The organism is Citrobacter sp. wls613, from assembly GCF_005281195.1.
Taxonomy (GTDB): Bacteria; Pseudomonadota; Gammaproteobacteria; order Enterobacterales; family Enterobacteriaceae; genus Citrobacter; species Citrobacter gillenii.
On record NZ_SZXN01000056.1, the window covers coordinates 286,579 to 310,677 of the forward strand.

A 24,099-nucleotide genomic window follows, 5' to 3' on the forward strand; every position below is an offset into this window, starting at 1 on the left:
ATAAAAGAAGGCATAAGATGCCTTCTTTTTTTTCATCGCAGCAGTAGTGATACAGGAGTCCCAAATGGAAATGACCAACGCTCAACGTCTCATTTTATCTAACCAGTACAAAATGATGACTATGCTCGATCCAACCAACGCCGAGCGTTATCGTCGTTTACAGACGATTATTGAACGCGGTTATGGCTTGCAGATGCGCGAGCTCGATCGTGAGTTTGGTGAGCTGACAGAAGAAACCTGCCGCACAATTATCGATATCATGGAGATGTATCACGCATTACATGTTTCATGGACTAACCTTAAAGACGCCCAGTCCATTGATGAGCGCCGCGTCACATTTTTGGGCTTTGATGCCGCAACGGAAGCGCGCTTCCTCGGATACGTGCGTTTTATGGTCAATGTGGAAGGGCGTTATACCCACTTTGATGCCGGGACGCATGGTTTTAACGCCCAGACGCCGATGTGGGAAAAATATCAGCGTATGTTGAGTGTCTGGCATTCTTGCCCGCGTCAGTACCACCTGAGCGCGAATGAAATTAACCAAATCATTAATGCCTGAGGGGGCGAGCGTGCAGTGCAAAGGCTTTCTGTTTGATCTGGATGGTACGCTGGTCGATTCCTTACCTGCGGTAGAACGTGCATGGTGCAACTGGGCCGATCGTTTTGGGCTTGACCACGATGAGGTGCTGGGTTTTATTCACGGTAAGCAGGCGATTACTTCCTTGCGACACTTTATGGTGGGTAAGTCAGAGGCAGATATTGCCGCAGAATTTACGCGCCTGGAGCAAATAGAGGCAACGGAGACCGCAGGCATCACCGCACTGCCAGGAGCGGTGGATTTACTCAATCACCTCAATAAAGCCGGGATCCCCTGGGCGATCGTCACGTCGGGATCCATGCCGGTGGCGCGGGCGCGCCATCGTGTTGCGGGTCTGCCTGCTCCGGAAGTGTTTGTCACTGCCGAGCGGGTAAAAAGAGGTAAGCCAGAGCCTGACGCCTATCTGTTAGGCGCGCAACTGCTGGGTCTTGCGCCGCGTGAATGTGCCGTTGTTGAGGATGCGCCAGCCGGGGTGCTCTCTGGTCTGGCGGCAGGGTGTCATGTCATCGCTGTGAACGCGCCGGCGGATACGCCGCGTCTGGATGAGGTCGATTTTGCGCTGACCAGTCTGGAGCATATTTCCGTGACTAAACAACCCAACGGAAATGTGGTCGTTGTAAGAAATACCTGAACATGATTTAGCCCCAGATTGTTGGGGCTTTTTTATGGCAGAATCGGTCCATCCCTCTCATTTAACAAGGATATGTTGTGAACGGTGAATTGATCTGGGTTCTCTCATTGCTGGCAGTTGCCGTGGTCTTGTTTGCGACGGGCAGAGTGCGTATGGATGCGGTCGCTTTGCTGGTCATTATTGCTTTTGTTTTGAGTGGAACGCTGAGCATTTCTGAGGCCTTCTCCGGTTTCAGCGATCCTAACGTTATTTTGATAGCCGCTCTGTTTATTATTGGCGACGGCCTGGTGCGCACCGGGGTGGCGACCGTGATGGGGGCCTGGCTGGTGAAGGTCGCTGGCAGCAGCGAGGTTAAAATGCTGGTGCTGCTGATGATAACCGTCGCCGGACTCGGCGCGTTCATGAGTTCTACCGGCGTTGTCGCTATCTTTATCCCGGTTGTCTTAAGCGTCTCCATGCGCATGCAAACCTCACCTTCACGCTTGATGATGCCGCTCAGCTTTGCCGGATTGATCAGCGGCATGATGACGCTGGTGGCAACGCCGCCTAACCTGGTCGTCAACAGTGAACTCCTGCGCGAAGGGCTTAACGGTTTCAGCTTCTTTAGCGTGACGCCTCTGGGTCTGGTGGTGCTGGTGCTCGGCATTATTTATATGCTGCTGATGCGCTTTATGCTGAAGGGTGATGATGCCGGTCAGCAGGGCGATGTCTGGAAGCGCCGGACTTTTCGCGATTTGATCAAAGAATATCGCCTTACGGGACGCGCGCGCCGACTGGCTATTCGCCCCGGCTCACCGATGATTGGTCAACGTCTGGACGATTTAAAACTGCGTGAACGCTACGGGGCGAACGTCATTGGCGTTGAGCGCTGGCGTCGTTTTCGCCGCGTCATTGTTGACGTAAACGGTGTTTCTGAGTTTCGTGCCCGTGATGTTTTGTTGATCGATATGTCTTCAGCCGATGTCGACCTGCGCGAATTTTGTAGCGAGCAGTTGTTGGAGCCGATGGTGCTGCGCGGCGAATATTTCTCCGAGCAGGCGTTGGATGTGGGTATGGCGGAAATTTCGCTGATCCCGGAATCGGAATTGATCGGTAAAACGGTGCGGGAGATTGGATTTCGTACCCGCTATGGACTTAACGTTGTCGGATTAAAGCGTGATGGCGCGGCGCTAGCCGGGGCGGTCGTCAATGAGCCGCTGCTGATGGGCGATATTATTCTGGTCGTGGGTAACTGGAAACTGATCACCGCGTTGGGGAAAAAGGGACGCGATTTTGTGGTGTTGAATATGCCCGTTGAGGTCAGTGAAGCGTCTCCGGCGCACAGCCAGGCACCGCATGCGATTTTCTGCCTGGTCCTGATGGTTGCCCTGATGCTGACCGATGAAATCCCCAATACGGTTGCTGCGATTATCGCCTGCCTGCTGATGGGTAAATTCCGCTGTATTGACGCAGAAAGTGCGTATAAAGCCATTCACTGGCCGAGCATTATTTTAATTGTCGGAATGATGCCTTTTGCGCTGGCCCTGCAAAAAACCGGTGGCGTCGATCTGGTAGTGAAAGGCCTGATGGACGTGGGTGGGGGATACGGGCCGTACATGATGCTGGGCTGTCTGTTCGTACTGTGCGCCACCATCGGGTTATTTATTTCGAATACCGCGACGGCGGTGTTGATGGCGCCGATTGCACTGGCGGCAGCGAAGTCGATGGGCGTTTCACCGTATCCTTTTGCGATGGTCATTGCGATGGCGGCATCTGCAGCCTTTATGACGCCGGTATCGTCACCGGTTAACACGCTGGTACTGGGACCGGGTAACTACAGCTTCAGCGACTTCGTGAAGATTGGCGTGCCGTTTACACTGATTGTCATGGTGGTCTGTATTGTGATGATCCCGATGCTGTTTCCGTTCTAATGCTTCCCTGGTGTCGTTTCGCGGGTCTTGTAGGCGGATGGCGACGTAAACCTCTTATCCGGCCTACAAAGGCAACGTCGCCGCAAATTTACAATGGTGAGTCCTGGCTAATTTCATCCAGCGAGAGATGGAAACTCGGTACAAATACGTCTAAAAAATAGTCCATCTCTTCACTGCGACGCGATTCCAGCGTTTTTTCCAGCCGCGTTTTCGCAAGCAGAAACTCATTATTTCCGGCTGAAAGTTCCTCAAGGCACTTCAGATAGGCGCAAAGCGCATCGGCCTGTTTAACAATTGTGCGCTCTTCTTCGCTGCTGGCGTGTTCATCAATTAACGGCGCAAAAATATCGCGCAGTTCATCGGGTACCATGTCGACCAGTTTCTGCTGGGCAATTTTCTCAATGGCTTTATATTCCTGGGCGATTTGCGAGTTAAAGTATTTCACCGGGGTCGGGAGGTCACCGGTCAGCACTTCGGAGGCATCGTGGTACATCGCCAGCAGGGCAATGCGTTCCGCGTTAACCTGACCGCCGAACTTGCGGTTCTTGATTGCCGCCAGCGCATGCGCAACCATCGCGACTTGCAGACTGTGTTCAGATACGTTTTCGGTGCGCACGTTGCGCATCAGCGGCCAGCGGTTAATGAGTTTCAGACGGGAGAGGTGGGCAAAAAAATGGCTCTGCTTCATAACGACCCTTATATGATGGCAACCTAAGAGTCATTTTGCGCAGAGAAGGCTGTCAGATGCAAATACTCGTCATAATACAAGTCGCATGCGCGTTGGCTTTCTTCATTCACCCCAGTCACTTACTTTTGTAAGCTTCTGGGGATTCATTGCGTAGCCGCCTTCCTGCAACTCGAATTATTTAGAGTATTCCGGTTGCTGATTTTCGACTTACAGCTGGTGATAGCCAGACAGGAAGCGCTCAAATTTGCTTAGCGACATTTCGATATCGTCAATACGCGGCAGCGTCACGATACGGAAGTGATCCGGCCACGGCCAGTTGAAGGCTGTGCCCTGCACCAGCAGCACTTTTTCCTGTAACAGGAAGTCGAGAACCATTTTCTGGTCGTCATGAATATTGAAGCGTTTGGCGTCAATTTTCGGGAACATGTACAGTGCGCCGCGCGGCTTCACGCAAGAAACGCCGGGAATGTCGTTGAGTAATTCCCAGGCACGGTTGCGCTGTTCATACAGACGTCCGCCAGGCATGATGAATTCGCTAATGCTTTGGTATCCGCCCAGTGCGGTTTGAATAGCATGCTGTGCTGGAACGTTGGCGCATAAACGCATAGACGCTAGCATTTCCAGACCTTCAATATACCCTTTCGCGTGTTTCTTCGGTCCGTTCAGTACCATCCAGCCCTGACGGAAACCCGCAACACGGTACGTTTTTGACAGGCCGTTGAAGGTGATGGTCAGCAGGTCCGGTGCCAGCGGGGCAATAGAATGGTGCTCTGCGTCATCATAAAGAATTTTGTCGTAAATCTCGTCAGCAAAGATAATGAGATTATGCTGACGTGCAATTTCAACAATCTCCAGCAGAAGCTCTTTAGAATAGACTGCGCCGGTAGGGTTGTTGGGGTTGATAATAACAATCCCACGCGTGCGAGGGGTAATTTTGGCGCGAATATCGTCGAGGTCCGGGAACCAGTCAGAGGATTCATCACACAGGTAGTGCACAGCCTTACCGCTGGAAAGCGATACCGCCGCCGTCCACAGCGGATAGTCAGGCGCAGGTACCAGCATTTCGTCCCCGCTGTTCAGCAATGCCTGCATCGCCTGCACGATCAATTCGGAAACACCGTTGCCGATATAAATGTCTTCCACGGTAACATCGCGCATCCCACGTGCCTGATAATGCTGCATGATGGCTTTGCGGGCGGAATAAAGGCCTTTTGAGTCACAATACCCTTGCGCGGTAGGCAAATTACGGATCACATCAACCAGAATTTCATCCGGTGCTTCAAACCCGAATGGCGCTGGGTTGCCGATGTTTAGTTTCAGAACCTTATTGCCTTCTTCTTCCAGACGCTTTGCTTCTTTCAGAACTGGGCCACGAATGTCATAACAGACATTTTCTAATTTGCTGGATTTTTCAATAGGGGACATGAATCTTGACCTTTTAGCTGTGAATGCCACTCCCTGCCGTGGAAGTCAGCACAGAACAATGTACTCTTCCAACGGTGCATTTTGAAGGGTCTTTAGCAGAAGATTTTGATGAACTATGCAGTTATAATCAACCGTTAATGGCTGTTAAATCATTATAATTTAGAGTTTTATTCTTATTAATATATATTTCGTAGTTATCTGTTTTGATGTGATGCCAGTGTTGTGGTCGTTTATCTGGTAATAAATAGTTATGTATCGGGCACGAAAGCAATCGTTCTCTGGGGTGAAAAGAAGAATTCGGAAATACGGAACACTTATCTCCACTGCCTGTTATCGGCATGATCGGTCAGCGCTACAGTGTGAATCTATTGTTAAGCATAATTAATGAATGGTGGAAATTTTAATTAATTATTATTTAATATTTAAACAGCGCTTATTGAATGCGTTAATAATACGAAAACGGCTAGCCTGACATAACACCTTTGCGCATCAGATTATTCACGATAACACTTATAAATATAGTGGTTTTGGGTTAAGATAAGTCCCATGAAATGGTGTGTTGCGTATGTTCTTTGATAATTCTAATGCTGACATGTTGTCCATAACATACTGAAAAATTAGATTTTAATGTGTAAATTGACGTCCATAAACTATTTTTTCATATTTACAAAATTTACATGTTTTCCATTAGTAAGAATCTGCCTGTAGCTAAAAAATGGCGCTTTCTCTTTGCTATATTCTGATGAGCCATGCGGCGCATTATATAGCGAAGTAAGAGGGTTGTTTCAGTTGTTACATCTAATACATCCTTATTTTCACTTAGTTACACTAAGTGAAACTACGAGGCAGGCACATTACAAATGGAATTTTTGTTTCTGAATGCACAGCATTAACCCGGAATGACCCGCGAGTAAGTGAAAATTTATGATAAATGCAAATCGTCCGATAATTAACCTCGATCTCGATCTGCTGAGAACGTTTGTTGCTGTTGCCGATCTGAATACTTTCGCGGCTGCGGCTGCTGCGGTATGTCGCACTCAGTCTGCGGTGAGCCAGCAAATGCAACGCCTCGAGCAACTTGTCGGGAAAGAGTTGTTCGCGCGCCATGGACGTAACAAACTGCTGACGGAACACGGTATCCAGCTGTTGGGTTACGCCAGAAAAATTCTGCGCTTCAATGATGAGGCTTGCTCATCATTAATGTTCAATAATCTTCAGGGCGTGTTAACTATTGGCGCCTCTGATGAATCCGCCGATACGATACTGCCGTTTTTGCTCAACCGCATCAGTTCGGTTTATCCGAAGCTTGCGCTGGATGTGAGGGTCAAGCGTAACGCCTTTATGGTGGATATGCTGAAGTCACAGGAAGTGGATTTGGTGGTGACCACCAACCGCCCTGGGGATTTCGAGTGCCTGAATCTGCGTACCTCTCCGACGCACTGGTATTGTGCGGCTGAATACATCCTGCAAAAAGGGGAACCGGTGCCGCTGGTCCTGCTGGACGATCCCAGCCCGTTTCGCGATATCGTGCTGTCTACGCTAAATGCTGCGCAGATCCCGTGGCGTTTGGCCTATGTGGCGTCAACATTGCCTGCGGTTCGCGCTGCAGTAAAAGCAGGATTGGGCGTCACGGCCCGTCCGGTAGAAATGATGAGTCCGGACTTGCGCGTGTTAGGTGCGGTGGATGGTTTGCCACCGTTGCCAGAAACCGAATACCTGCTGTGCTGCGATACCAGCACGCAAAACGAGTTAGCTCAGGTTATCTTTAAGTCGATGCAAACGTACCAAAACCCATGGCAATACAATCAGTTTACCCCTGAAGGGGGAGATGATTCGCTGATCGTTGAAGGTGACTTTGAGTAATGCGTCACAAATAATCGTTTTAAAATGTAAGTGCAAAAAAGAGCCACTAAAGATGAAATAACTTCCAGTGGCTCTTTTTTTATACAAAACAGGCAGTCTATGGCCTGTTTGTAAATGAAAAGTGAATAAAATCAGTAGGTAAAAGATTTTCGATTAAATTGAGCAAAAAATAAACAAAAGAAGGGCCTATTATTTTCATGTTAAAAAACTAGAGAAATTGTTGCTGTTTTTTATGATGGATTAACAAAAGCGTGTCACAGATCAAGAAAATACTCACATTTAGGGGGAGGCATCTGCACGAATTCCTGTCAAAATAGAGGTGTATTATCTTTTTTACTTCACTACGGACACGATTCAACAACATTAAAATTGGCTAATGACAGGACTGAAATGAGTCTAAATAGCACTTTATGTTAATGATACTGAATTGGTGTAAAATAATGTGAGGAAACTTTTGTTAAAGTTGACAAAAGGTTATAGAAAGGAGTAAAAAACCCCATCAATTGGCTGTATAAATGGTTTTCTACAGTGATTGTAAGGTTTTTTTTATTCCTCCCCATGAATCGATGTGGCGTTCATCTGCCGTAAAGAGCAGAGAATTTGGCGCTACTTTTGATGAGTAAGCAATGAGTATGTCAACATCCACTGAAATCATCGCTCATCACTGGGCATTCGCTATCTTTCTTATTGTTGCTATTGGCCTGTGCTGCCTGATGCTCGTCGGCGGCTGGTTTTTAGGGGGTCGCGCGCGCGCGAGATCTAAAAACGTGCCGTTTGAATCAGGTATCGACTCGGTCGGCACCGCCCGCTTGCGCCTGTCTGCCAAGTTTTACCTGGTAGCCATGTTCTTCGTTATCTTCGACGTTGAAGCGCTGTATCTTTTTGCATGGTCAACATCTATCCGTGAAAGCGGCTGGATTGGCTTTGTGGAAGCTGCAATTTTTATTTTTGTGTTACTGGCAGGTCTGGTTTATCTGGTGCGTATTGGCGCGCTGGACTGGACGCCCGCGCGTTCACGCCGCGAGCGTATGAACCCGGAAACGAACAGTATCGCTAATCGTCAACGCTAACCGCGAGGCATTAAGATGGATTATACGCTCACCCGCATAGATCCTAACGGTGAGAACGACCGTTACCCCCTGCAAAAACAGGAGATCGTAACCGACCCCCTGGAACAAGAAGTTAACAAAAACGTGTTCATGGGCAAACTGCATGACATGGTTAACTGGGGCCGTAAAAACTCAATTTGGCCATACAACTTTGGCCTTTCCTGCTGCTACGTTGAGATGGTGACCTCGTTCACCGCCGTGCATGACGTGGCCCGTTTTGGCGCAGAAGTTCTGCGTGCCTCTCCGCGTCAGGCCGACCTGATGGTCGTGGCCGGCACCTGCTTTACCAAAATGGCCCCGGTTATTCAGCGCCTCTACGATCAGATGCTGGAACCAAAATGGGTTATTTCCATGGGCGCATGTGCCAACTCCGGCGGTATGTACGATATTTACTCCGTTGTGCAGGGCGTTGATAAGTTTATTCCGGTTGATGTGTACATCCCGGGATGCCCGCCGCGTCCGGAAGCCTACATGCAGGCACTGATGCTGCTGCAAGACTCCATTGGCAAAGAACGTCGTCCGCTCTCATGGGTGGTTGGCGATCAGGGCGTTTATCGCGCAAATATGCAGTCAGAGCGCGAGCGTAAGCGTGGCGAACGTATTGCTGTAACGAATCTTCGCACACCGGACGAGATTTAATTTGCGCCTGTCGGCCTGGGGATTACCTTCGCATATCACTATTCAAATAGCGCGAAGCCAGGCTTAACAGTCACCACGAACCATTTGCAATGGTGAACAATATGACCGACTTAACCGCGCAAGACGCTGCCTGGCAAACACGGGATCATCTCGATGACCCGGTCATTGGCGAACTGCGCAACCGTTTTGGGCCGGATGCCTTTACCGTTCAGGCGACTCGCACCGGGGTACCCGTTGTTTGGGTCAAGCGTGAACAACTCCTGGAAGTGGGTGATTTCTTAAAGAGATTGCCGAAACCTTACGTCATGCTGTTTGACTTACACGGCATGGACGAACGTCTGCGTACGCACCGCGAAGGGTTACCTGCCGCGGATTTTTCCGTTTTCTATCACCTGATCTCCATTGAACGCAATCGCGATATCATGCTCAAGGTGGCATTGTCTGAAAACGATCTGCGCGTGCCGACGTTCACCAAACTGTTCCCGAACGCCAACTGGTATGAGCGTGAAACCTGGGAAATGTTTGGTATTGATATCGAAGGCCACCCGCACCTGACGCGTCTTCTGATGCCGCATACCTGGGAAGGCCATCCGCTGCGTAAAGATTACCCGGCGCGTGCGACCGAATTCGATCCGTTTGAGCTGACCAAAGCCAAGCAGGATCTGGAAATGGAGTCACTGACCTTCAAACCTGAAGACTGGGGCATGCAGCGTGGTACCGAAAACGAGGACTTTATGTTCCTCAACCTCGGTCCGAACCACCCGTCTTCTCACGGTGCATTCCGTATTGTTCTTCAGCTTGACGGCGAAGAGATCGTCGACTGCGTGCCTGACATCGGCTACCACCATCGTGGCGCCGAAAAGATGGGTGAACGTCAGTCCTGGCACAGCTACATTCCGTACACCGACCGTATCGAATATCTCGGCGGCTGCGTGAACGAAATGCCGTACGTGCTGGCGGTAGAAAAGCTGGCGGGCATTACCGTACCGGATCGCGTCAACGTGATCCGCGTTATGCTTTCTGAACTTTTCCGTATCAACAGCCACCTGCTGTATATCTCCACGTTCATTCAGGACGTCGGCGCGATGACCCCCGTGTTCTTCGCCTTTACCGACCGTCAGAAAATCTATGACGTGGTAGAAGCGATCACCGGTTTCCGTATGCACCCGGCCTGGTTCCGTATCGGTGGCGTTGCACACGACCTGCCGCGCGGTTGGGACAAGCTGCTGCGTGATTTCCTCGATTGGATGCCGAAGCGTCTGGATTCCTACGAGAAAGCTGCGCTGCGCAACACCATCCTGAAAGGCCGTTCGCAGGGTGTTGCCGCTTACGGTAAGAAAGAAGCGCTGGACTGGGGTTGTACCGGTGCTGCGCTGCGTGCAACTGGTATTGATTTTGACGTGCGTAAGTCACGTCCGTACTCTGGCTATGAAAACTTCGATTTCGAAATCCCGGTGGGCGGTGGTGTTTCCGACTGCTACACCCGCGTGATGCTGAAAGTTGAAGAGCTGCGCCAGAGCCTGCGCATCCTTGAGCAGTGCCTCAACAACATGCCGGAAGGCCCGTTCAAAGCGGATCACCCGCTGACCACGCCGCCGCCGAAAGAGCGCACGCTACAGCATATCGAAACCCTGATCACCCACTTCCTGCAAGTGTCGTGGGGCCCGGTTATGCCGGCGCAGGAATCCTTCCAGATGGTGGAAGCGACCAAGGGTATCAACAGTTACTACCTGACCAGCGATGGCAGCACCATGAGTTACCGTACTCGTATCCGTACACCGAGCTATGCGCATTTGCAGCAGATCCCGGTAGCGGTACGTGGCAGCCTGGTGTCCGACCTTATCGTCCATCTGGGTAGTATCGATTTTGTTATGTCAGATGTGGACCGCTAATTATGCACGAGAATCAACAACCACAAACCGAGGCTTTTGAGCTGAGTGCGGCTGAGCGTGAAGCGATTGAGCACGAGAAGCACCACTACGAAGACCCGCGTGCGGCGTCCATTGAAGCGCTGAAAATCGTTCAGAAACAGCGTGGCTGGGTGCCGGATGGGGCGATCTATGCGATCGCTGATGTGCTGGGTATCCCGGCAAGCGACGTTGAAGGTGTTGCCACGTTTTACAGCCAGATCTTCCGCCAGCCGGTCGGTCGCCACGTGATCCGCTACTGCGACAGCGTGGTGTGCCATATCAACGGCTATCAAGGGATCCAGGCGGCACTTGAGAAAAAACTCAACATCAAGCCGGGGCAGACGACCTTTGATGGTCGCTTTACGTTGCTGCCGACCTGTTGCCTGGGGAACTGCGACAAGGGGCCGAACATGATGATCGATGAAGATACGCATGCTCACCTGACTCCGGAAGGCATTCCCGAACTGCTGGAGCGGTATAAATGAAAGACATTATCCGTACTCCCGAAACGCATCCGCTGACCTGGCGTCTGCGCGATGACAACCAGCCAATATGGCTGGATGAATACCGTAGCAAAAACGGTTACGAAGGTGCGCGTAAGGCCCTGACCGGGCTGTCACCGGACGAAATCGTTAATCAGGTGAAAGACGCTGGCCTGAAAGGGCGCGGCGGCGCAGGCTTTTCCACGGGTCTGAAGTGGAGCCTGATGCCGAAAGACGAATCCATGAACATCCGTTACCTGCTGTGTAACGCCGATGAAATGGAGCCGGGCACCTATAAAGACCGTCTGTTGATGGAACAGCTGCCGCACCTGCTGGTGGAAGGCATGCTGATCTCCGCGTTTGCGCTGAAAGCGTACCGCGGTTACATCTTCCTGCGCGGCGAATACATTGAAGCTGCGGTGAATCTGCGTCGCGCCATTGCTGAAGCGACCGAAGCGGGTCTGCTTGGCAAAAATATCATGGGCACCGGTTTCGACTTCGAACTGTTTGTGCACACCGGGGCAGGGCGCTACATCTGCGGTGAAGAAACCGCACTGATCAACTCCCTCGAAGGTCGTCGTGCTAACCCGCGCTCCAAGCCGCCGTTCCCGGCAAGCTCTGGCGCATGGGGTAAGCCGACCTGCGTGAACAACGTCGAAACTCTGTGTAACGTACCGGCTATCCTCGCCAACGGCGTGGAGTGGTACCAGAATATTTCGAAGAGCAAAGACGCAGGTACCAAGCTGATGGGCTTCTCCGGTCGCGTGAAGAATCCGGGACTGTGGGAACTGCCGTTTGGGACCACCGCGCGTGAAATCCTCGAAGATTACGCGGGCGGCATGCGTGATGGCCTGAAGTTCAAAGCCTGGCAGCCGGGCGGTGCGGGGACTGACTTCCTGACCGAAGCGCACCTTGACCTGCCGATGGAGTTCGAAAGCATCGGTAAAGCGGGTAGCCGTCTGGGTACGGCGCTGGCGATGGCGGTCGATCACGAGATTGGCATGGTGCCGCTGGTGCGTAACCTCGAAGAGTTCTTTGCCCGCGAGTCCTGCGGCTGGTGTACGCCGTGCCGTGATGGTTTGCCGTGGAGCGTAAAAATTCTGCGTGCGCTGGAGCGTGGCGAAGGCCAGCCTGGGGATATCGAGACACTTGAGCAACTGTGTCGTTTCCTCGGTCCGGGTAAAACCTTCTGTGCACACGCACCGGGGGCGGTCGAACCGCTGCAGAGCGCCATTAAATATTTCCGCGAAGAATTCGAAGCTGGCATCAAGCAGACCTTCAGCAATACCCATGCGATTGGTGGTATTCAGCCGAACCTGTTGAAAGAGCGCTGGTAAACGTTTTACGCGAAAGCATTCAAGATGCGTCAAGGCGGCAACCGAGAGAATCCCTGAGCTTACTAAAGTAAGTGACTGGGGTGAACGAGAGAAGCCAACGCCGAGGCAGCTTGAAGGATAAAGCGGAAAAGAAATTCGATTAACGCTTGGTCACTGACTAAGCCAACTGGAAGCATGCTGACTATGGCTACGATTCATGTAGACGGCAAAGAATATGAGGTCAACGGCGCGGACAACCTGCTAGAAGCTTGTCTGTCCCTCGGCCTTGATATTCCGTACTTTTGCTGGCACCCGGCGCTGGGAAGCGTCGGTGCTTGCCGCCAGTGTGCGGTGAAGCAATATCAAAACGCGGAAGATACGCGTGGTCGCCTGGTGATGTCTTGTATGACACCGGCCACCGAAGGCACCTTTATTTCTATCGATGACGAAGAAGCGAAACAGTTCCGTGAAAGCGTGGTGGAATGGTTGATGACTAACCACCCACACGACTGTCCGGTCTGCGAAGAGGGCGGTAACTGTCACCTTCAGGATATGACCGTGATGACGGGTCATAGCTTCCGTCGCTACCGCTTTACCAAGCGCACCCACCGCAACCAGGACCTGGGGCCGTTCATCTCTCATGAAATGAACCGCTGCATCGCCTGCTATCGCTGCGTTCGCTACTACAAAGATTACGCTGACGGCGCGGATCTGGGCGTCTATGGCGCACATGACAACGTCTACTTCGGTCGCCCGGAAGACGGCGTGCTGGAGAGCGAATTCTCCGGTAACCTGGTAGAAATCTGCCCGACCGGCGTGTTCACCGATAAAACGCACTCCGAGCGTTATAACCGTAAATGGGACATGCAGTTTGCGCCAAGCATCTGCCAGCAGTGTTCCATTGGCTGTAACACCAGCCCGGGTGAGCGTTACGGTGAACTGCGTCGTATCGAAAACCGTTATAACGGTACCGTTAACCACTACTTCCTCTGCGACCGTGGTCGTTTTGGCTATGGTTACGTGAACCTGAAAGACCGTCCGCGTCAGCCGGTTCAGCGTCGTGGCGACGATCTGATCACCCTCAACGCCGAGCAGGCGATGCAGGGCGCGGCTGACATTCTGCGTCAGTCGAAGAAAGTGATCGGCATCGGCTCCCCGCGCGCCAGCGTTGAAAGCAACTTTGCGTTGCGTGAACTGGTGGGTGCGGAAAACTTCTATACCGGTATCGCTCAAGGCGAACTGGAACGTCTGCAACTGGCGCTGAGCGTGCTGCGTGACGGCGGTATTCATACCCCGGCACTGCGCGAGATTGAATCTTACGATGCGGTCCTGGTGCTGGGCGAAGATGTTACCCAGACCGGCGCACGCGTTGCGCTAGCTGTACGTCAGGCGGTGAAAGGTAAAGCACGCGAAATGGCAGCAGCGCAGAAAGTGGCTGACTGGCAGATTGCCGCGATCCTTAACATCGGCCAACGTGCCAAGCATCCGCTGTTCGTGACCAACGTGGATAACACCCGTCTGGATGATATCGCAGCATGGACCTACCGTGCGCCGGTTGAAGATCAGGCGCGTTTAGGTTTCGCCATTGCCCACGCGCTGGATAACACCGCTCCGGCCGTTGACGGTATTGACCGTGACCTGCAGAACAAAATCGACGTCATCGTTCAGGCCCTGGCTGGCGCGAAGAAACCGCTGATTATCTCCGGTACCAACGCCGGTAGCGCTGAAGTGATTCAGGCCGCTGCTAACGTGGCGAAGGCGCTGAAAGGTCGTGGCGCAGACGTCGGCATCACCATGATTGCCCGCTCTGTTAACAGCATGGGCCTCGGCATGATTGGCGGCGGTTCACTTGATGATGCGCTGACTGAACTGGAAACAGGTCGTGCTGACGCCGTGGTGGTACTGGAAAATGACCTGCATCGCCATGCGTCTGCCACTCGCGTTAACGCTGCGCTGGCGAAAGCACCGCTGGTACTGGTCGTTGACCATCAGCGTACCGCGATTATGGATAATGCCCATCTGGTCCTTTCTGCAGCAAGTTTTGCCGAAAGCGACGGTACGGTTATCAATAACGAAGGCCGCGCACAGCGTTTCTTCCAGGTATATGACCCAAGCTACTACGACAGCAACATTGTGATGCTGGAAAGCTGGCGCTGGCTGCACTCGCTGCACAGCACCGTGCAGAGCCGTGAAGTGGACTGGACGCAGCTCGATCACGTCATCGACGCCGCCGTAGCCGCGTTGCCGCAGTTGGCTGGCATTAAAGATGCCGCGCCGGACGCGAGCTTCCGTATTCGTGGGCAGAAACTGGCACGTGAGCCGCATCGTTACAGTGGTCGTACCGCCATGCGTGCCAACATTAGCGTGCATGAACCGCGTCAACCGCAGGACAAAGACACTATGTTTGCCTTCTCGATGGAAGGGAACAACCAGCCGTCTGCGCCGCGTTCACAAATTCCGTTTGCCTGGGCACCAGGCTGGAACTCACCACAAGCGTGGAACAAGTTCCAGGATGAAGTGGGCGGCAAACTGCGCCATGGCGATCCGGGCGTGCGTCTGATTGAAGCCTCCGAAAGCGGTCTGGACTACTTCACTACCGTTCCGGCGAGCTTCCAGGCGCAGGATGGTCAATGGCGTATCGCGCCGTACTATCATCTGTTTGGTAGCGACGAAATGTCCCAGCGCGCGCCGGTTATCCAGACCCGCATGCCGCAGCCGTACATTAAACTCAACCCGGCTGATGCCGAGAAGTTGGGCGTCAATGCGGGTACGCGCGTTTCCTTTAGCTACGATGGCAACACGGTCACATTACCGGTTGAAATCGCAGAAGGGTTGACGGCGGGGCAGGTTGGTTTGCCGATGGGTATGCCGGGTATCGCGCCAGTTCTGGCAGGTGCGCGTCTTGAGGATCTGCAGGAGGCACAACAATGAGTTGGATTACACCCGATCTGATTGAGATCCTGCTGAGCATTCTCAAAGCGGTGGTGATCCTGCTGGTGGTGGTCACCTGCGGGGCATTCATGAGCTTTGGCGAACGTCGTCTGCTGGGTCTGTTCCAGAACCGTTATGGACCGAACCGTGTAGGCTGGGGCGGTTCGCTCCAGCTGGTCGCGGACATGATCAAGATGTTCTTTAAAGAAGACTGGATCCCGAAATTCTCGGATCGCGTCATCTTTACGCTGGCACCGATGATCGCCTTCACTTCGCTGCTGCTGGCCTTCGCCATTGTGCCGGTCAGCCCGAACTGGGTGGTCGCTGACCTTAACATCGGGATCTTGTTCTTCCTGATGATGGCCGGTCTGGCGGTGTACGCGGTGCTGTTTGCCGGTTGGTCGAGCAACAACAAATACTCGCTGCTCGGCGCAATGCGTGCGTCTGCGCAGACCCTGAGCTATGAAGTGTTCCTCGGACTTTCCCTGATGGGCGTGGTGGCGCAGGCCGGTTCATTTAACATGACCGACATCGTCAATAACCAGGCTGATATCTGGAACGTTATTCCGCAATTCTTTGGTTTTGTCACCTTTGCTATCGCGGGCGTCGCGGTCTGTCACCGTCACCCGTTTGACCAGCCGGAAGCCGAGCAGGAACTGGCCGATGGTTACCACATTGAATATTCCGGGATGAAATTCGGCCTGTTCTTCGTGGGGGAGTACATCGGTATCGTCACCATTTCTGCGCTGATGGTTACCCTGTTCTTCGGTGGCTGGCATGGCCCGTTCTTACCGCCATTCGTCTGGTTCGCGCTGAAAACCGCGTTCTTTATGATGATGTTCATTTTGATTCGTGCGTCGTTACCGCGTCCTCGTTATGACCAGGTAATGTCCTTCGGCTGGAAAGTTTGTCTGCCGCTGACGCTCGTCAATTTGCTGGTAACGGCGGCTGTCATTCTGTGGCAGGCGCAATAAGGGACACAAAGACCATGACCTTAAAAGAATTACTTGTAGGCGCAGGCACCCAGCTTCGTAGTATCTGGATGATCGGCCTGCATGCGTTCGCCAAACGCGAAACGCAGATGTACCCGGAAGAGCCGGTCTATCTACCGCCCCGTTTTCGTGGTCGTATCGTACTGACACGCGACCCGGACGGCGAAGAGCGCTGCGTTGCCTGTAACCTGTGTGCGGTAGCCTGTCCGGTCGGCTGTATCTCTCTGCAAAAAGCAGAGACTAAAGATGGTCGCTGGTATCCGGAGTTTTTCCGCATCAACTTCTCACGCTGCATTTTCTGCGGTCTGTGCGAAGAAGCCTGTCCGACAACGGCTATTCAGCTTACTCCAGATTTCGAACTGGGTGAGTATAAGCGCCAGGATCTGGTTTACGAGAAAGAGGATCTGCTGATCTCCGGTCCGGGTAAATATCCGGAATATAACTTCTACCGGATGGCAGGTATGGCAATCGACGGCAAAGATAAGGGCGAAGCAGAGAACGAAGCCAAGCCTATCGACGTCAAGAGCCTGTTACCGTAAGGAGAGGGGCAATGGAGTTCGCTTTTTATATCTGTGGCCTGATAGCCATTCTCGCAACCTTGCGGGTCATCACTCACACCAATCCAGTACACGCACTGCTGTACCTGATTATTTCGCTGCTGGCGATTTCTGGGGTGTTTTTCTCGCTGGGCGCTTACTTTGCCGGTGCGCTGGAAATTATCGTGTACGCGGGCGCCATCATGGTGCTGTTCGTGTTCGTGGTCATGATGCTCAACCTGGGCGGTGCTGAAATCGAACAGGAACGTCAGTGGCTGAGGCCGCAGGTGTGGATTGGTCCGGCGATTCTGTCGGCCATCATGCTGGCGGTGATCGTCTACGCGATTCTTGGCGTTAACGATCAGGGCATCGACGGGACGCCAATTAGCGCGAAAGCGGTCGGCATCTCGCTGTTCGGACCTTATGTTCTGGCGGTTGAGCTGGCGTCAATGCTGCTGCTGGCGGGTCTGGTTGTGGCCTTCCACGTCGGTCGCGAAGAGCGTTCTGGCGAAGTGCTGAGCAACCGCACGGATGACCGCGCGAAAAGAAAAACGGAGGAGCACGCATGATCCCCTTACAACATGGACTGATCCTCGCGGCTGTCTTATTCGTACTGGGCTTAACTGGTCTGGTTATCCGCCGCAATCTGCTGTTTATGCTGATTGGGCTGGAAATCATGATTAACGCCTCTGCGCTGGCCTTTGTGGTCGCCGGAAGCTACTGGGGCCAGACCGATGGTCAGGTGATGTACATTCTCGCCATCAGCCTTGCGGCTGCGGAAGCGAGCATTGGACTTGCGCTGTTGCTGCAACTTCATCGCCGCCGCCAGAACCTGAACATCGATTCAGTAAGTGAGATGCGTGGATGAACATGCTTGCCTTAACCATTATTCTGCCATTTCTTGGCTTTGTATTACTGGCGTTCTCTCGTGGTCGTTGGTCAGAAAATCTGTCCGCTACCGTGGGCGTCGGGTCGATTGGCCTGGCGGCGCTGGTCACTGCATTTGTTGGCGTCGATTTCTTCGCTAACGGTAAACAGGCATTTAGCGTTCCGCTGTGGACGTGGATGTCTGTTGGCGACTTTAACATCGGTTTTAATCTGGTGCTGGACGGCTTGTCGCTGACCATGCTCTCGGTAGTAACCGGCGTTGGTTTCCTGATTCACATGTTCGCTTCCTGGTACATGCGCGGGGAAGAGGGGTACTCCCGTTTCTTCGCCTATACCAACCTGTTTATCGCCAGCATGGTGATTCTGGTGCTGGCGGATAACCTGCTGCTGATGTATCTCGGCTGGGAAGGCGTGGGCCTGTGCTCCTACCTGCTGATCGGGTTCTACTATACCGATCCGAAGAATGGCGCAGCGGCAATGAAAGCCTTCGTGGTAACCCGTGTCGGCGACGTATTTCTGGCGTTCGCGCTGTTCATTCTCTACAACGAGCTGGGCACGCTGAACTTCCGCGAAATGGTTGAACTGGCACCGGCGCACTTTGCCGCGGGCAATGACATGCTGATGTGGGCAACCCTGATGCTGCTGGGCGGTGCGGTCGGTAAATCGGCGCAGTTGCCGTTGCAGACGTGGCTTGCTGATGCGATGGCTGGCCCGACGCCTGTCTCCGCGCTGATCCACGCCGCAACGATGGTTACTGCCGGTGTCTACCTGATTGCGCGTACCCACGACCTGTTCCTGCTGACGCCGGAAATTCTGCACCTGGTGGGGATTATCGGGGCGATCACGCTGGTTCTGGCAGGCTTCGCCGCACTGGTACAAACCGACATCAAACGCGTTCTCGCGTATTCCACCATGAGCCAGATTGGCTACATGTTCCTGGCGCTTGGCGTTCAGGCCTGGGATGCGGCGATTTTCCACCTGATGACGCACGCCTTCTTTAAAGCGCTGTTGTTCCTGGCATCTGGTTCGGTGATCCTGGCCTGCCACCACGAACAGAACATCTTCAAAATGGGTGGCTTGCGTAAGTCAATCCCACTGGTTTATCTCAGCTTCCTGGTTGGCGGCGCGGCGTTGTCGGCTCTGCCGCTGATTACCGCAGGCTTCTTCAGTAAGGATGAGATTCTGGCCGGTGCGATGGCGAACGGCCATATCAATCTGATGGTGGCAGGTCTGGTCGGTGCGTTTATGACCTCTCTGTACACCTTCCGTATGATTTTCATCGTGTTCCACGGTAAAGAACAAATTCACGCGCACGCAGGGAAGGGGATTACCCACCATCTGCCGCTGATTGTGCTGATGATCCTGTCCACCTTCGTTGGCGCGCTGATTGTACCTCCGTTGCATGGCGTGCTTCCGTCAACCACCGAGCTACCGCATGGTAGCGTGATGACGCTGGAAATTACCTCTGGCATCGTCGCGATTGCGGGGATCCTGATTGCAGCATGGCTGTGGCTGGGTAAACGTACGCTTGTGACCTCGATTGCCAACAGTGCGCCGGGCCGTCTGCTGGGCACCTGGTGGTATAACGCCTGGGGCTTTGACTGGCTGTACGACAAAGTGTTCGTCAAGCCGTTCCTTGGCGTTGCCTGGCTGCTGAAACGCGACCCGATGAACGCAATGATGAACATTCCGGCGATCCTCTCCCGCTTTGCAGGCAAAGGTCTGCTGCTCAGTGAGAACGGGTATCTGCGCTGGTATGTCGCGTCAATGAGCATCGGTGCGGTTGTCGTGCTGGCACTGCTGATGGTACTGCGTTGAGTTTGTTGGCCGGATGAACGACTGCCGGATGGCGCTGTGCTTATCCGGCCTACAAACCCAAAAATAATTTTTAGAATTCGTTGAAAATCTGTTCCTGAAGTACAGGCGTCATCGGCGAAGTCAGACCGAATACCGCCAGCGCAGAGCAACCGGAGCGTACTGAAGTACGTGAGGATTGCGAGCACTGCCGGGATTTGGGCTGACGAGTGAGATAGCCTGAGCAGGAATAAATATAAGGGACATACTTAGCTATGTTATTACCTTGGTTGATATTAATCCCCTTTATCGGTGGTTTCCTGTGCTGGCAGACCGAACGCTTTGGCGTGAAGGTACCGCGCTGGATCGCGCTGATTACCATGGGACTGACGCTAGCGCTTGGCCTGCAACTGTGGTTGCAGGGCGGCTATTCACTGACGCAATCCGCTGGTATTCCGCAGTGGCAGTCTGAGTTCGTCATGCCGTGGATCCCGCGCTTTGGCATCTCTATTCATTTAGCTATCGACGGTCTGTCGCTGCTGATGGTGGTGCTGACCGGTCTGCTCGGTGTTCTGGCGGTACTGTGTTCCTGGAATGAAATTGAAAAGTACCAGGGCTTCTTCCACCTGAACCTGATGTGGATCCTCGGCGGCGTGATCGGCGTGTTCCTGGCCATCGACATGTTCCTGTTCTTCTTCTTCTGGGAAATGATGCTGGTGCCGATGTACTTCCTGATCGCGCTGTGGGGGCATAAAGCGTCCGACGGTAAAACGCGTATCACGGCGGCCACCAAGTTCTTCATTTATACCCAGGCGAGTGGTCTGGTGATGTTGATTGCCATCCTGGCGCTGGTATTTGTGCACTATAAAGCCACCGGTGTCTGGACCTTCAACTATGAAGAACTGCTGAACACACCGATGTCCCACGGCGTGGAATATCTGCTGATGCTGGGCTTCTTCATCGCCTTTGCGGTGAAAATGCCGGTGGTTCCGCTGCACGGCTGGTTGCCGGATGCGCACTCCCAGGCACCGACCGCAGGTTCCGTTGACCTGGCGGGGATTTTGCTGAAAACCGCGGCCTACGGTCTGCTGCGCTTCTCCCTGCCGCTGTTCCCGAACGCGTCTGCGGAGTTCGCACCTATCGCTATGTGGCTGGGTGTTATCGGTATTTTCTACGGCGCGTGGATGGCCTTTAATCAGTACGATATCAAGCGTCTGATTGCCTACACCTCCGTCTCGCACATGGGCTTCGTGTTGATTGCTATCTACACCGGTAGCCAGCTGGCGTACCAGGGTGCGGTTATCCAGATGATTGCGCACGGTCTGTCTGCGGCCGGCCTGTTCATTCTGTGTGGTCAGCTGTACGAACGTCTGCACACGCGTGATATGCGTATGATGGGCGGCCTGTGGGGCAAAATGAAATGGTTGCCTGCGCTGTCGATGTTCTTCGCGGTCTGTACGCTGGGTATGCCGGGAACCGGTAACTTCGTTGGCGAATTTATGATTCTGTTCGGCAGCTACCAGGTGGTTCCGGTCATTACCGTGATCTCGACCTTCGGTCTGGTGTTTGCCTCTGTTTACTCGCTGGCGATGCTGCATCGCGCTTACTTTGGTAAAGCGAAAAGCCAGATTGCCAGTGTTGAACTGCCAGGGATGTCGCTGCGTGAGCTGTTTATCATCCTGTTGCTGGTCGTGCTTCTGGTACTGCTTGGCTTCTATCCGCAGCCGATTCTGGATACCTCGCATTCTGCGATGAGCAACATCCAGCAGTGGTTTGTTAATTCCGTTACTACTACAAGGCCGTAAATCGCCATGACAATAACTCCACAACACCTGATTGCGCTGCTACCGCTGCTGATCGTCGGCTTGACGGTGGTGGTTGTGATGCTCTCCATTGCGTGGCGACGCAATCACTTCCTCAATGCCACGCTGTCGGTCATTGGGCTTAACGCCGCGCTGGTTTCGCTCTGGTTTGTTGGCCAGGCAGGCGCCATGGACGTCACCCCGCTGATGCGGGTTGACGGTTTCGCGATGCTCTACACCGGGATGGTCCTGCTGGCGAGCCTTGCTACTTGTACCTTTGCCTACCCATGGCTGGAAGGCTATGACGACAACCGGGAAGAGTTCTACCTGCTGGTGCTGATTGCCGCGCTGGGCGGGATTCTGCTGGCTAACGCTAACCATCTGGCGGCGTTGTTCCTCGGTATCGAACTGATCTCTCTGCCGCTGTTTGGTCTGGTGGGCTATGCGTTTCGTCAGAAACGCTCGCTGGAAGCCAGTATCAAATACACCATTCTGTCTGCCGCAGCGTCTTCATTCCTGCTGTTCGGTATGGCGCTGGTGTACGCGCAGTCCGGCAACCTGTCGTTCGTGGCACTCGGTAAGAGCCTCGGCGACGGTATGCTGAACGAACCGCTGCTGCTGGCAGGCTTCGGGATGATGATCGTCGGTCTGGGCTTTAAGCTCTCTCTGGTGCCGTTCCACCTGTGGACGCCAGACGTCTACCAGGGGGCACCGGCTCCGGTGTCCACCTTCCTGGCGACGGCGAGCAAAATCGCTATCTTCGGCGTGGTGATGCGTCTGTTCCTGTACGCGCCGGTTGGCGACAGCGAAGCGGTACGTATTGTGCTGGGCGTGATTGCCTTTGCCTCTATCATCTTCGGTAACCTGATGGCGCTGAGCCAGACCAACATCAAGCGTCTGCTTGGTTATTCGTCTATCTCTCACCTTGGCTACCTGCTGGTGGCGCTGATTGCCCTGCAAAGTGGCGAGATGTCGATGGAAGCAGTAGGCGTGTACCTGGCTGGTTATCTGTTCAGCAGCCTCGGCGCGTTCGGTGTGGTCAGCCTGATGTCCAGTCCGTATCGTGGTCCGGATGCGGATTCACTGTTCTCCTACCGCGGTCTGTTCTGGCATCGTCCGATCCTCGCGGCTGTGATGACGGTGATGATGCTGTCTCTGGCGGGTATCCCGATGACGCTGGGCTTTATCGGTAAGTTCTACGTGCTGGCCGTCGGTGTGCAGGCTAACCTGTGGTGGCTGGTTGCCGCCGTGGTGGTCGGTTCCGCGATTGGTTTGTACTATTACCTGCGCGTTGCCGTGAGCCTGTACCTGAGCGCACCGCAGCAGTTGAACCGTGATGCACCGTCTAACTGGCAGTACAGCGCGGGCGGTATCGTGGTGCTGATCTCTGCGCTGCTGGTGCTGGTGCTGGGTATCTACCCGCAACCGCTGATCAGCATCGTGCAGTTAGCGACGCCGCTGATGTAAGCGATACGCTAAAACGAAAAAACCCGCCGCGGCGGGTTTTTTATGTGCTGAGTTCAGTCAGGCTGAAATCTGGCGGCTCACCAGTGGCCCATTAATGTCTTTCGCCGCGCGCTCCATCACTTCCTGGATTACGGAAGACAGCTCGTTGATCTCGAATTTCGCTACGTAGCCATCGGCCTTCACTCTGCGCACGTGATCTTCATTGGCGCTGCCGGAAAGGGACGAGTGGATGACGACCGGGATCTTCTTCAGGCGTTCATCGGTCTTAATCTTGCGGGTCAGCGTAAAGCCGTCCATCTCCGGCATTTCCAGGTCGGTAAGCACTAGCGCAATTTTCTCGCTGATGGGCTTGCCTTCCGCCTGCGCTTCCAGGGACAGCTGCTGAATTTTTTCCCACGCGTCTTTGCCGGTAACATGCATCTTGTGCGGAATGTTCATGGCGTTAAGCCCTTTTTCCAGCATCGCACGGGCGACCTTAGAATCTTCTGCCACAATCGCCACAGCACCTGGGGTGATATTGAATTTACTGGTCTCCAGGTGGGTGGCGCGCAGATCGTGGTTTGATGGCACAATGTCATACAGGATCTGTTCGACGTCGAGTACCAGCGCCAGGTTGTTGGTTTCTTTGTTGTTATCCAGACAGGCGATGCTGGTGATATAGCGACCGTTGACGGCTTTCTCGGCGGTATGCACCTGCTGCCAGTCCAGGCGCATAATGTTTTCCACTGACTCTACCGCAAACGCCTGTACGCTACGGGCGTATTCGGTGATCAGCAGGATGTTCAGTCCGGTCTCAGGCTTGCATCCGGCAACGGCGGGCAAGTCGATCACCGGGATCACCTGATCGCGAATGTTCACCATGCCCAGCAACGGGGCTTTCATGCCCGCCGGACGCGTAAATGCGGGCATGGGGACAATTTCGCGCAGCTTAAATACGTTGATACCAAACAGCTCTGATTTCTGCTCATCCAGCGATGTGCCGAGGCGAAACAGCAGCAGTTCAAAGCGGTTAGACAGGGTTAGGTTTGTCCTGTCATCAATGTCTTTCTGAATATTATTCATCCTGTCCTCAGTGTGAACGCCAGCCTTTTCACTGTTATCGGCACTGAGGCGGAAAA

General features: G+C 53.5%; 20 protein-coding genes. 17 read left to right on the forward strand and 3 right to left on the reverse strand.

What is annotated here, in order from left to right:
- The first annotated feature begins 64 nt into the window (after positions 1-64).
- From FDX01_RS11490 to FDX01_RS11500, 3 genes are all read left to right on the forward strand, one after another.
- Complete coding sequence (locus FDX01_RS11490) at positions 65-559, forward strand: YfbU family protein (protein WP_096756365.1); 495 nt, start codon at positions 65-67, stop codon at positions 557-559.
- Complete coding sequence (locus FDX01_RS11495; RefSeq protein WP_117343406.1) at positions 552-1,229, forward strand: sugar phosphatase; 678 nt, start codon at positions 552-554, stop codon at positions 1,227-1,229. Before FDX01_RS11490 ends, FDX01_RS11495 begins: the two co-directional genes overlap by 8 nt.
- Positions 1,230-1,306: 77 nt before the next feature.
- Positions 1,307-3,139, forward strand: coding sequence for an SLC13 family permease (locus tag FDX01_RS11500; protein ID WP_135911680.1), 1,833 nt, complete (start codon positions 1,307-1,309; stop codon positions 3,137-3,139).
- An 88-nt stretch (positions 3,140-3,227) separates the two neighbouring features.
- Here FDX01_RS11500 and yfbR read toward each other — a convergent pair whose 3' ends face one another.
- Together yfbR and alaA are read right to left on the reverse strand one after the other, a co-directional pair.
- Positions 3,228-3,827, reverse strand: a complete 600-nt coding sequence (yfbR, locus tag FDX01_RS11505) for a 5'-deoxynucleotidase (RefSeq protein WP_137399794.1) — start codon at positions 3,825-3,827, stop codon at positions 3,228-3,230.
- Positions 3,828-4,034: 207 nt separating this feature from the next.
- Positions 4,035-5,252, reverse strand: coding sequence for an alanine transaminase AlaA (gene alaA / locus FDX01_RS11510; protein ID WP_096756369.1), 1,218 nt, complete (start codon positions 5,250-5,252; stop codon positions 4,035-4,037).
- A 924-nt stretch (positions 5,253-6,176) separates the two neighbouring features.
- On the opposite strand from alaA, the gene lrhA reads away from it, so the two are divergent.
- The 14 genes from lrhA (at position 6,177) to nuoN (ending at position 22,981) form a co-directional block, all read left to right on the forward strand.
- Positions 6,177-7,115, forward strand: a complete 939-nt coding sequence (gene lrhA / locus FDX01_RS11515) for a transcriptional regulator LrhA (protein WP_117343408.1) — start codon at positions 6,177-6,179, stop codon at positions 7,113-7,115.
- Positions 7,116-7,741: 626 nt separating this feature from the next.
- Positions 7,742-8,185: an NADH-quinone oxidoreductase subunit NuoA gene (gene nuoA / locus FDX01_RS11520; protein ID WP_003028077.1), complete on the forward strand. Its 444-nt coding sequence runs from the start codon at positions 7,742-7,744 to the stop codon at positions 8,183-8,185.
- A gap of 15 nt (positions 8,186-8,200) precedes the next feature.
- Positions 8,201-8,863 carry an NADH-quinone oxidoreductase subunit NuoB gene (gene nuoB / locus FDX01_RS11525; protein ID WP_003028075.1) on the forward strand — a complete coding sequence of 221 codons (663 nt, stop codon included), beginning with the start codon at positions 8,201-8,203 and terminating at the stop codon, positions 8,861-8,863.
- 89 nt (positions 8,864-8,952) lie between these two features.
- On the forward strand, positions 8,953-10,755 hold the full coding sequence (nuoC, locus tag FDX01_RS11530; protein WP_096756372.1) for an NADH-quinone oxidoreductase subunit C/D: 1,803 nt from the start codon (positions 8,953-8,955) through the stop codon (positions 10,753-10,755).
- Between the two features lie 2 nt (positions 10,756-10,757).
- Positions 10,758-11,258, forward strand: coding sequence for an NADH-quinone oxidoreductase subunit NuoE (gene nuoE / locus FDX01_RS11535; protein ID WP_003028069.1), 501 nt, complete (start codon positions 10,758-10,760; stop codon positions 11,256-11,258).
- On the forward strand, positions 11,255-12,592 hold the full coding sequence (gene nuoF / locus FDX01_RS11540) for an NADH-quinone oxidoreductase subunit NuoF (RefSeq protein ID WP_096756373.1): 1,338 nt from the start codon (positions 11,255-11,257) through the stop codon (positions 12,590-12,592). Before nuoE ends, nuoF begins: the two co-directional genes overlap by 4 nt.
- 183 nt (positions 12,593-12,775) lie before the next feature.
- Positions 12,776-15,502: an NADH-quinone oxidoreductase subunit NuoG gene (gene nuoG / locus FDX01_RS11545; protein WP_137399795.1), complete on the forward strand. Its 2,727-nt coding sequence runs from the start codon at positions 12,776-12,778 to the stop codon at positions 15,500-15,502.
- Complete coding sequence (gene nuoH / locus FDX01_RS11550; RefSeq protein ID WP_003028063.1) at positions 15,499-16,476, forward strand: NADH-quinone oxidoreductase subunit NuoH; 978 nt, start codon at positions 15,499-15,501, stop codon at positions 16,474-16,476. Before nuoG ends, nuoH begins: the two co-directional genes overlap by 4 nt.
- A gap of 14 nt (positions 16,477-16,490) precedes the next feature.
- Positions 16,491-17,033, forward strand: a complete 543-nt coding sequence (gene nuoI / locus FDX01_RS11555; RefSeq protein WP_135321187.1) for an NADH-quinone oxidoreductase subunit NuoI — start codon at positions 16,491-16,493, stop codon at positions 17,031-17,033.
- Positions 17,034-17,044: 11 nt separating this feature from the next.
- Positions 17,045-17,599: an NADH-quinone oxidoreductase subunit J gene (gene nuoJ, locus FDX01_RS11560; protein WP_096756375.1), complete on the forward strand. Its 555-nt coding sequence runs from the start codon at positions 17,045-17,047 to the stop codon at positions 17,597-17,599.
- Positions 17,596-17,898: an NADH-quinone oxidoreductase subunit NuoK gene (gene nuoK, locus FDX01_RS11565; protein ID WP_006683663.1), complete on the forward strand. Its 303-nt coding sequence runs from the start codon at positions 17,596-17,598 to the stop codon at positions 17,896-17,898. The genes nuoJ and nuoK overlap by 4 nt, the downstream gene beginning before the upstream one ends.
- The gene (nuoL, locus tag FDX01_RS11570) at positions 17,895-19,736 is read left to right on the forward strand and encodes an NADH-quinone oxidoreductase subunit L (RefSeq protein ID WP_137399796.1); all 1,842 of its coding nucleotides are present in this window, start codon (positions 17,895-17,897) and stop codon (positions 19,734-19,736) included. Before nuoK ends, nuoL begins: the two co-directional genes overlap by 4 nt.
- 251 nt (positions 19,737-19,987) lie before the next feature.
- On the forward strand, positions 19,988-21,517 hold the full coding sequence (gene nuoM, locus FDX01_RS11575; RefSeq protein ID WP_117343410.1) for an NADH-quinone oxidoreductase subunit M: 1,530 nt from the start codon (positions 19,988-19,990) through the stop codon (positions 21,515-21,517).
- Positions 21,518-21,523: 6 nt separating this feature from the next.
- Positions 21,524-22,981 carry an NADH-quinone oxidoreductase subunit NuoN gene (nuoN, locus tag FDX01_RS11580; protein ID WP_115257911.1) on the forward strand — a complete coding sequence of 486 codons (1,458 nt, stop codon included), beginning with the start codon at positions 21,524-21,526 and terminating at the stop codon, positions 22,979-22,981.
- 57 nt (positions 22,982-23,038) lie between these two features.
- Here the strand turns inward: nuoN and FDX01_RS11585 are convergent, their stop codons facing one another.
- Entirely contained in the window at positions 23,039-24,043 is a 1,005-nt protein-coding gene (locus FDX01_RS11585; RefSeq protein WP_137399797.1) for a chemotaxis protein, read from the reverse strand.
- Positions 24,044-24,099: the final 56 nt, after the last annotated feature.